The following is an 8,753-nucleotide window of genomic DNA, read 5'->3' as shown; positions in this document are numbered from 1 at the left end:
CAGTGAGAAACTCAAAAACACCGCCAGGAACAGTAACCCAAAATCTAGAATCAATGCGAGTATTTTGAGGGGTGTTGCAGGAAAGCCAACCATTTAAGACAGGACAGGCATTTATGTTTAAGCGCAAGTCGGCACCAATGTTGACCTACTTGAGTCAAAATAGCGAGTTTGAAGGGATTTTACATGCCAATGGCCTGCTCCGTGTAGATGGCATTATTCACGGAACTGTTGAAGTTAAAGGCGATATGGAAATCTCTCAGACGGGTCTGGTTGAAGGGCCAGAAGTAAGAGCCAAAAATATCGTTGTCCAGGGTGTCCTCAAAGCTCGTGTTTTTGTAGAGGGCAAACTCACTTTGAGCCGAACTGCTCGTCTAGAAGGAGATGTGGTGGCGGGGGCTTTGGAAATTGAAGCAGGGGCTTACTATACGGGCTATATTGAAACCCGCGACACCAAAACTTTGCCGTCTACTCGTGAACTACCTGAACTTTATGGCAGCGTCGATACTCAGACGCAAAATTAAGGTTGCTTAGTTGGCTTAGTTAGCCCGTTAGCTATCTAGGCCGTTTAGGTAATGACGCACCTCGTCTAAGCCTTGTTGTAGCGCTTTGAATAGACGGTGATGCTGCTCACTTTGCTGGTGGCGAGCCGCTACTTCGAGTTGGGCAGCGGTTTCGGCCATGCTGGTTGCTCCCACATTGGCACTGGCCCCTTTGAGGTGATGGGCCGTTTCTTCAATAGCTTGGCTGTTTTGCTGGGCGATCGCCTCTTCTAAAATAGCCGTTTGGGCGATCGCATCCTCAACAAAGAGCTGTAGCAGTTCTTGTTCAAACTCTGGATCGTTACCAGAAATTTGCTGAAGCTGCTCAAGGTCGATAGGAGAGGACTCAGCACTCGAAAAACTCATAGTTGTTTGCTTCCAAAGCGATTTAGATAGTTGCTTTTGAGAAACTTATTCAAAAGCGCAGATTTCTGGTTTCCTTACATCTCGTTTCTTGTTATATCGTATTGTTGACTACACTTAGGCGACGACAAAGCCTCAAAGATAATTGCTAAGTGCCATAGGCTACCCTCATTCGCCAGCTAGCCAAGCCACAATTGCCACAATTGCCACCCAACCCACCCATCGAGGCGGTGATAGCCAGCTAATTAATAGCTCCGGCAGCACATCAAAACAAGCTGTCAGTGCCAAACTGATCAGGAGTAAGCAAAATAAGACCAGCAAGCTCACAGCCAGCCTCCTAAGTAAAGTTAAAGTATGACAGGGTTTCTAGCAACCTTTCAGGCTCAGCCTTCGTCCTATATATAGGGATAATATACGCTCTAATCATGCTGCAATTTTTATCGAAATCTTATCGTTCTCTCGCACTAGCAGCATTCGTTTTGCTAGGCAGTTTGCCAGCTCTGGCTCAAACAGCCCTATTTGACAACCTTGTATTGCCAGCTGAATTACCCAACGAAGCCCCTAGCGCTGAAGGGTTTACCGCAGGTTTTTACTCGTTGGCCAATATTGTCAGTCGCGACAGTGACGGTAATTTTTGTCTGGGCTTTGCCGATTCTACGCCCGATCACATTCTGGTGCTAGAGCAAGATCTAGCTGAGCTAACGCTGCAGGTAGATAGCGGCGGACAAGCAACCACCTTATTAGTTCAAGGCCCAGACGACAATACCATTCGCTGTGCATCGGGTACCCGTCGTCAACCAGATGCTGTGCTACAAGATACGGATTGGCTAGCAGGTAGCTACCGAGTTTGGGTGGGTGCGTTTGAGCAGGGCAATCGCTACGATTACGTCCTGACGGCCAGACCATAGCGCATCTAAAATAAGGCGTTGTGCGAATAAAACCTCAGTAAAATTCCCAAAAACGCTAAGATAGAGGCTGGCGCAACCCGACTGCTGAGGGAAATCTGTGTTAAAAGCCCTAGCTGAAGATTTTCGTATCATTTTCGATCGCGATCCGGCTGCTCGCAACTGGTTAGAGGTGTTGTTCTGCTATCCAGGGTTACAGGCGTTGCTGTTTCATCGCTTGGCGCACTGGCTGTGGCACCTGGGTCTGCCGTTTATTCCACGACTCATTTCTCACATAGCCCGCTTTTTGACGGGTATTGAAATACATCCCGGTGCCACTATTGGCCGGGGTGTGTTTATCGATCATGGGATGGGGGTGGTCATCGGTGAGACGGCTATTGTCGGCGACTACGGGCTGATTTACCAAGGTGTGACGCTCGGCGGTACAGGTAAAGAAAGTGGTAAGCGACACCCGACCTTGGGTAGCCATGTTGTTGTCGGGGCGGGCGCTAAGGTGCTTGGCAACATACAAGTTGGCAACAATGTCCGCATTGGAGCCGGGTCAGTGGTTTTGCGGGAAGTTCCTTCCGACTGTACGGTCGTGGGGGTTCCGGGGCGAGTTGTGCATCGCTCTGGTGAACGCTCTGATTTGTTAGAACATGGTCGGCTTCCCGACTCAGAGGCTAAGGTAATTCGAGCGCTGCTCGATCGCATTGAAGCGTTAGAGCAACAGGTGGAAACTTTAAACCAGTCTCGTCAACCCGTTGGGGTTGAGACTCATCGCTTGGGGGCAAAGTCGAGTTGCCGCCTCCAAGATAAAACCTTTGAAGAGTTTTTTGACGGCTCTGGCATTTGAGCGTAAGCTCCCTTTGATCGGGGTTAACCCGCTTTCTCTGCCAGCGGGAAAGTAAACAAGTCAGCCGATTTTCGCAGCAGTCTCAAGGATTGAGGGTTTCAACTGTCCAGCCTTTCACCGCATTGAGTTGGTAGCGATAGCGGTTTTGCGGGTCGCCTTTGAGTTCTAAATGATCGACCTCAGCGGGTGTCAGCAGTAGCAAACAAAAGGTGGCTAAGGGTTCATCGGCGTTGGGTACAGGCTGCTCAAAAGCTGAGGTGGGTTGGCGCTCAGTACCGGGGTGTGGCCAGGTAAACTGGCCTTTGGCTTTATCAGATAGCTGCTGCCAAACTTGCTGGCGGGCTGCTTGCAGTTCAGCATCGGGGTGAGTAGAGCCAACCAGCGTCAATTGACCTAAAAGGCGAAACTGTTCGCGGGTTTTGACAAAGTACCAGCAACCTTCACTCCAGGCATTTTGCTCAATTTGCGCGACCTTGGCGCTCCGGCAGTCGGTGACAAACTGTAGGCAGTCAGAGGCGGCCAAAAAGCCACGAAAGACGACCGTTCGATTAGCTGGGCGATGATCAGGGCGCACAGTGGCCAGTTGCAAATAACGGGCATGGGCGTCGCTCCGATTGCGGTGGAGTGCCCGAGCTAAGGGCGATCGCCAGGGAGCAGGCGGGTTAGGGGAACTAAACATTTAACAGCTGAGTATCCATAATCTCTGGTAATCGCAGGATAGTAAGTTTTTCAAATTGACAGACAATAATAAATGGGCTGAGTTCTGGCTCAGCTTTTAAGTTTTACAGGCCATATTCTATGAGCTTTACGGATATTTTTATCCTACTGGTTGGGTTAGTGCTGCTGGTAGCTGGCGCAGAATTGCTCGTTAAAGGGGCTTCGCGTTTGGCTGCTAGTGTGGGCATTCCTCCTTTGATTGTGGGGCTAACCATTGTGGCTTATGGAACCAGTGCGCCGGAACTGGCTGTGAGTATCCAGTCTGGACTGTCGCAGCAGGCTGAAATTGCTTTGGGCAATATTGTTGGCAGCAATATTCTCAATGTTTTGCTGATACTGGGCATTTCTGCTTTAATTTCACCGCTGATTGTTTCTCAGCAGCTCGTTCGCCTTGATGTACCTATTATGGTAGGCGTCTCTTTCTTAACGCTGCTGTTTAGCTTAGATGGCCTTATCAACTCCTCAGATGGATTGGTTTTAGTGCTGGGTGGGATTTGCTACACGCTGTTTTTGATTATTCAAGGCCGCAAAGAAAAAGATGTTGCTGTGCAAGCCGAATATCAAAAAGAATATGGTTCACGCGACCAAACAACTTTAAAGACCTGGTTAGTCAATTTGGGCTTTATTGCGATTGGCTTAGTGCTGCTAGTTGGCGGTTCTCGACTGTTGATTAACGGGGCGATCGCCATTGCTGAAGCCTTTCAAGCTAGTCAACTGGTCATTGGCTTAACGATTGTAGCTACAGGAACCTCTTTGCCCGAATTGGCCACATCAGCGATCGCTAGCCTACGAGGAGAACGCGATATTGCCGTTGGCAACGTAGTGGGCAGTAATATTTTTAACATTTTGCTGGTGCTGGGAGTGGCTGGTGTGATCACGCCAACGGGTATTGATGTCAATCTCTCAGCGTTGCGGTTTGATATTCCGGTCATGATTGCGGTCGCGATCGCCTGTTTGCCGATTTTTGCCACAGGTAATATTGTCTCCCGCTGGGAAGGGGGATTGTTTTTAGGCTATTACGTGGCCTATACAACCTACCTGATTTTAGATGCGGCCAAGCACGAAAACATAGAAGCGTTTAATTCGGTGCTGCTGCTGGTTGTTATGCCGCTGACGGTGCTAATGCTGCTGATCGCTTCTTGGAGAGCTAGCAAACGCTTACGTCACTAAAGCTAATGGCGATCGCCCAAGTGCTGATGATTTTGACGCTGTAGCCGCAAGTCAACGGCAATTCGATGGGCGCAGGCAAAGCCAGAAAAAGCCACGGCGTTTAGCCCCTGCCCCGGAAAGGTACTATCCCCGACACAGTACAGACCCGGAACCGACGTTCGATTGAAAGGCATCCCTAAAAGCCCCCTAAGTTGTTTTGCGGGGATAGGCCCATAAGTCCCTGCTGTTCGCCCCAAAAAGCGCTGATGGGTACGAGGGGTGCCAACTTCTCGGTATTCGATGGCAGTTCCCATATGAGGCCAAATGCGCTCTAGACGCTGAATCAAACGAGCAGCGATCGCCGCTTTTTTGGCTTGATATTGGTGAGGCGCTAACCCCTGCCAGGTTTTAATGCCGCTAGGGGTAAAAGCATGGATGATATGGCGGTCGGCGGGTGCTAAAGCAGGATCCAACAGGGTGGGAATAGAGACAAACACGGTTCCTTCTACCGCAGTCATTTTTGGCCAGTCTTCTAGCAAAATATGATGGCACTGCGTTGCGGCGGGCAAGGCACTGGCCTTAATGCCTAAATGCAAGCTAACAAAGCTAGGTGCTTTTTGATAGCGTTGCTGCCACTGTTGTTCAGCCGCCGGGAGTGGTCGTTGGGGCAATAGTTTTTCGAAGGTATCCCAGCGAGTCGCGTTAGAAACGATGCGGCGTGCCTTATAGATTTCGCCAGAGGCTAGCTTAACGCCGATAGCGGTGCCCGCTTCAGTCAAAATTTGCGTCACCCTGGCGCGGTAGCGAATCTGTCCGCCAACATTTTGCAAGCCTGCTGCCAGTTTTTGGGCAATTTGGCCGACGCCGCCTTGAGGATAGTTGACGCCGCCATAGTGGCGATCGCTAAACACCATGCCAGCATTAATTAAAGGTGTGCGATCGGCGGCTACGCCTGACCAGCAGTAACATTCCATGTCAATGAACTTCAGCAGTTCTGGATCGCGCAAATAGCGGCGGGCGACCCGCCCCACATTGAGCGGTAGGCGCTTGGCTAGCCCCAAACAAGCTAAGGGATTTTGAAAAAAGACGCGGGCGACATAACCTGGTTCTTCTAACGACAGCAGCTCGATCGCATTGAGGCAGCGAAAAACGCGCCAGCACTCATCATAAAACTGGCGAATGCCTGGGCGCTCGGCAGGAAAGCGATCGCCTAGTTCAGCTAAAAATTGTTCATAGTCGCGGTGAACTTTGAGTTCTAGCCCCTGGGGTAAGTGGTAATGAATCTGCACCGGATCCGGCACAGTAGGCAAGTGCATCCCCACAGCGGCGAGTGCCCGCGTCAGCAAGTTGGTGGTACCTTGCTGACCAAAGCCAAAAATCATTGAGGCTCCCACATCAAAGCGATAGCCATTGCGCTCAAAATAGCCAGCGCTGCCACCGGGAATTAGATAGCGCTCTAAGACCAAAACTTTAGCGCCTTGCACAGCTAGCTGAGTGGCCGCCACCAGTCCCCCAATGCCAGAGCCAATGACAATCACATCAAAGCTATTGGCGTCAGAAAGTTCTCTCATGAAAATAGGATATAAAGACAGCGATCGCAGTATGATGGTTCAGATTTGTGTGATTTTCTGAATTTATGGCTCTCCAACTCCGGGTTTATGTGCCACCGCACCCGCTGATCAAGCATTGGCTCGGTGTCGCGCGAGATGCCGCGACCCCCTCTGTGCTGTTTCGCAGCGCCATGACCGAACTGGGTCGTTGGTTGACTTACGAAGCCATTCGCGACTGGTTGCCCGTGGTAGAAACCTCAATAGAAACCCCGTTGGGTTCAAGCGCCGCGACGTTTATTAATCCAGAGATTCCAGTGGCAATTGTTCCTATCTTAAGAGCGGGGTTAGCTTTACTGGAAGGTTCTCAAGCGCTGCTACCCTTAGCGTCTGTCTATCATATTGGATTTGTTCGTAATGAAGAAACGCTAGAGCCGTCTTGCTACTTAAACAAGTTTCCCGAGAGCTTTAATGCTCAAACCCGGATTTTAGTCAGCGAACCGATGCTAGCCACAGGGGGAACCATGCTCTCTGCCATGGCAGAACTGACACAGCGAGGGATTGATCCGGCGTTGGTTCGAATTATTTCTGTAGTGGCTGCCCCTCAAGCTTTGCAAAAATTAGCAGAGGCGTATCCAGCCTTAACCATCTATACTGCCACTATAGATGAAGGGCTAAACGATCAGGGGTTTATTGTGCCAGGGTTGGGCGATGCAGGCGATCGCACGTTTGGCACTTAAGCAGACTACGGCGCTGCCTGTGTTTGACGTCTGTTAACCTGCCATTAAGAGTCGTCTGCGACCATCGTGTTATTTTTTGAAAGTCTTTGAATTGCACTGCCCTAATTCTCGACAGAACCTTCACTAAACTACTCACCTCTGTCTATGAGTCAGCAAGATAATTTTACAGCCGGATTTTTTACGGGTGCCTTCCTCGGTGGGATTATAGGGGGCATTGTGGGAGTGGTTGTGGCCGGTCGGCTACAGCAAGAGGAGGCTGAAATGGATGATTTGGTGTTGTCCAGCGAGGCTGATCAAACGTTGAATTCTGCCTCACCTTTAACTGAAGCCCGCATAGAAATAGCGCGTCGAGGTTTAGAAGACAAAATTGCCCAGCTTAACGAAGCAATTGACGACGTTCGCCAGCAGCTTGGCAAAGTCAACGGCCATTCTCAACCGACTGAAGACGCTTCTAGAGTCGATTAAGGGTGATTTTAACGTCATCTTTGATCACAAGTTTTATCACGAGCGATCGCTAAACTAGGTGCAACCAGACAATGGTGATATTGTTGAATTGACCTAGTGTGCTCTTAATCATATAGATAGACGCTCCCATCACCTTTGAGGCTAAGCCTATGAGTTTGCCCTCACGCACCGTTTTAGTGGTCGAAGCTTCTTCTGAGGATCGAGAATTTTATCGGCGCTGTTTGTCAAGCGATCGCGCTTGCACCTATACCTTTTTAGAGGCTTCCTTAGGGCAACAAGGCTTAAGTCTCTGGCAACAGCACCAACCCGATGCAGTCGTGCTGGCGGCGCATCTGCCAGACCTCGACGCGCTGGAGTTTTTGAACGGTTTGCAAACCGTTAGCCAAGACTTTTGCATACCCGTGATCGTGGTGGGCAGGCAGGGCAACGAAGCAATCGCCGTGCAGACGATGAAAGCAGGGGCTTGCGACTATTTGCTCAGCGGGCAAATTACCCCACAAGGGCTGCAGTTGGCGGTTGATGAGGCGATCGAAGCGGTACAGCTACGCGCCCAATTGCATCAACGCATCGCGGCAGAGCGCTTAGTGTCTCACATCACCCAAAAAATCCACCAGACTTTGGATTTGGCGGCAATTTTACAAACAGCCGTTGATGAAATTCGTCAGTTTCTCCAAAGCGATCGCGTTTTGATTTTTCGCCTACAGCCCGATGGCTGGGGCACTGTCACAACCGAATCGGTTGGGTCAGGGTGGATTCCATTTTTATCGACCTCCCACTACGATCCGTGCCTGAGTGAAGACCATATTCAACCCTTTCGCCAAGGAAGGGTCACCGTTAGACCAGATATTTACGATGGTCATTTAGATGCTTGCCATGTGGAACTACTGACCAAGCTGCAAGTACGAGCCAATTTAGTGGTTCCAATTTTGCAAGACGAGCAGTTATGGGGCATGTTGATTGTCCATCACTGCTCGATGCCGCGCCAGTGGCAGCCTTTAGAAATCGATTTGCTGAAAGAACTGAGTGCCCAGGTGAGTATTGCCCTTCGGCAGGCGGAACTTTATCAGCAGTCACAAACTGAATTGGCAGAACGCAAGCGAGTTGAAGCTGAACTGCGCGAGAGCAAAGAGCGCCTACAGCTAGCGCTGACCGCTTCTGGCATGGGAACGTGGGACTGGAACATTCAGACAGGACACATCACCTGGTCAGACAATCTAGAAGCGCTGTTTGGCCTGGAACCAGGGCAATTTGACGGCTCTTTTGAAATGTTTTGCCAGCGATTACATCCAGACGATTGCGATCGGGTGCTGGCCGCTATTGAACAAGCGATCGCCACCCAAGCCAACTATGACATTGAATTTCGTATCGTCTACCCCAACGGCAGAATTCGGTGGGCGCTGAGTCAGGGCAAGGTCTTGTACGATCCCAACGGTCAACCCTTGCGGATGGCAGGCATTGACCTCGACATTACAGAACGCAAACAGGCAGAACAA

11 protein-coding genes are annotated in these 8,753 nt (G+C 50.4%); 7 read left to right on the top strand and 4 right to left on the bottom strand.

Translation table 11 applies throughout. The features are described from left to right. Positions 1-113 precede the first annotated feature (113 nt). Positions 114-521 carry a bactofilin family protein gene (locus tag ACTS3T_RS03330; RefSeq protein WP_377964972.1) on the top strand — a complete coding sequence of 136 codons (408 nt, stop codon included), beginning with the start codon at positions 114-116 and terminating at the stop codon, positions 519-521. 27 nt (positions 522-548) lie between these two features. Here the strand turns inward: ACTS3T_RS03330 and ACTS3T_RS03325 are convergent, their stop codons facing one another. Continuing rightward, positions 549-905 carry an Hpt domain-containing protein gene (locus tag ACTS3T_RS03325; protein ID WP_377964974.1) on the bottom strand — a complete coding sequence of 119 codons (357 nt, stop codon included), beginning with the start codon at positions 903-905 and terminating at the stop codon, positions 549-551. A 165-nt stretch (positions 906-1,070) separates the two neighbouring features. Further along, a complete protein-coding gene (locus tag ACTS3T_RS03320; RefSeq protein WP_377964976.1) occupies positions 1,071-1,229 on the bottom strand; it encodes a hypothetical protein in 159 nt (52 codons plus the stop codon). Positions 1,230-1,327: 98 nt separating this feature from the next. On the opposite strand from ACTS3T_RS03320, the gene ACTS3T_RS03315 reads away from it, so the two are divergent. Both ACTS3T_RS03315 and cysE read left to right on the top strand, forming a co-directional pair. After that, entirely contained in the window at positions 1,328-1,810 is a 483-nt protein-coding gene (locus ACTS3T_RS03315; RefSeq protein ID WP_377964978.1) for a hypothetical protein, read from the top strand. A gap of 97 nt (positions 1,811-1,907) precedes the next feature. Further along, positions 1,908-2,642, top strand: a complete 735-nt coding sequence (gene cysE / locus ACTS3T_RS03310; protein ID WP_377964980.1) for a serine O-acetyltransferase — start codon at positions 1,908-1,910, stop codon at positions 2,640-2,642. Positions 2,643-2,724: 82 nt separating this feature from the next. On the opposite strand, the gene ACTS3T_RS03305 is transcribed toward cysE, so the two are convergent. Continuing rightward, on the bottom strand, positions 2,725-3,321 hold the full coding sequence (locus ACTS3T_RS03305) for an Npun_F5749 family FMN-dependent PPOX-type flavoprotein (RefSeq protein WP_377964982.1): 597 nt from the start codon (positions 3,319-3,321) through the stop codon (positions 2,725-2,727). Between the two features lie 119 nt (positions 3,322-3,440). Between ACTS3T_RS03305 and ACTS3T_RS03300 the strand changes: the two genes are divergently transcribed. Next, entirely contained in the window at positions 3,441-4,529 is a 1,089-nt protein-coding gene (locus ACTS3T_RS03300; protein ID WP_377964984.1) for a calcium/sodium antiporter, read from the top strand. Between the two features lie 2 nt (positions 4,530-4,531). Here ACTS3T_RS03300 and crtH read toward each other — a convergent pair whose 3' ends face one another. Then, the gene (gene crtH, locus ACTS3T_RS03295; protein ID WP_377964986.1) at positions 4,532-6,079 is read right to left on the bottom strand and encodes a carotenoid isomerase; all 1,548 of its coding nucleotides are present in this window, start codon (positions 6,077-6,079) and stop codon (positions 4,532-4,534) included. A 65-nt stretch (positions 6,080-6,144) separates the two neighbouring features. Between crtH and upp the strand changes: the two genes are divergently transcribed. The 3 genes from upp to ACTS3T_RS03280 all read left to right on the top strand — a co-directional run. After that, positions 6,145-6,795, top strand: a complete 651-nt coding sequence (gene upp / locus ACTS3T_RS03290) for a uracil phosphoribosyltransferase (protein WP_377964988.1) — start codon at positions 6,145-6,147, stop codon at positions 6,793-6,795. Between the two features lie 144 nt (positions 6,796-6,939). Next, positions 6,940-7,260, top strand: a complete 321-nt coding sequence (locus ACTS3T_RS03285) for a ssl2009 family thylakoid membrane protein (protein WP_377964990.1) — start codon at positions 6,940-6,942, stop codon at positions 7,258-7,260. A 149-nt stretch (positions 7,261-7,409) separates the two neighbouring features. Then, the coding region (locus ACTS3T_RS03280; RefSeq protein ID WP_462934786.1) for a GAF domain-containing protein at positions 7,410-8,753 on the top strand (1,344 nt) is incomplete at its 3' end.

The organism is Almyronema sp., assembly GCF_052168255.1.
Taxonomy (GTDB): Bacteria; Cyanobacteriota; Cyanobacteriia; order Phormidesmidales; family Phormidesmidaceae; genus Sphaerothrix; species Sphaerothrix epifaneia.
This window is presented reverse-complemented; position numbering and strand designations above follow the sequence as displayed.

Coding starts and splice junctions, on each gene's coding strand:
- ACTS3T_RS03325 (WP_377964974.1), bottom strand. CDS start 905: ATGAGTTTTTCGAGTGCTGAGTCCTCTCCTATCGACCTTGAGCAGCTT.
- ACTS3T_RS03300 (WP_377964984.1), top strand. CDS start 3,441: ATGAGCTTTACGGATATTTTTATCCTACTGGTTGGGTTAGTGCTGCTG.
- ACTS3T_RS03285 (WP_377964990.1), top strand. CDS start 6,940: ATGAGTCAGCAAGATAATTTTACAGCCGGATTTTTTACGGGTGCCTTC.
- ACTS3T_RS03315 (WP_377964978.1), top strand. CDS start 1,328: ATGCTGCAATTTTTATCGAAATCTTATCGTTCTCTCGCACTAGCAGCA.
- crtH (WP_377964986.1), bottom strand. CDS start 6,079: ATGAGAGAACTTTCTGACGCCAATAGCTTTGATGTGATTGTCATTGGC.
- ACTS3T_RS03330 (WP_377964972.1), top strand. CDS start 114: ATGTTTAAGCGCAAGTCGGCACCAATGTTGACCTACTTGAGTCAAAAT.
- upp (WP_377964988.1), top strand. CDS start 6,145: ATGGCTCTCCAACTCCGGGTTTATGTGCCACCGCACCCGCTGATCAAG.
- ACTS3T_RS03305 (WP_377964982.1), bottom strand. CDS start 3,321: ATGTTTAGTTCCCCTAACCCGCCTGCTCCCTGGCGATCGCCCTTAGCT.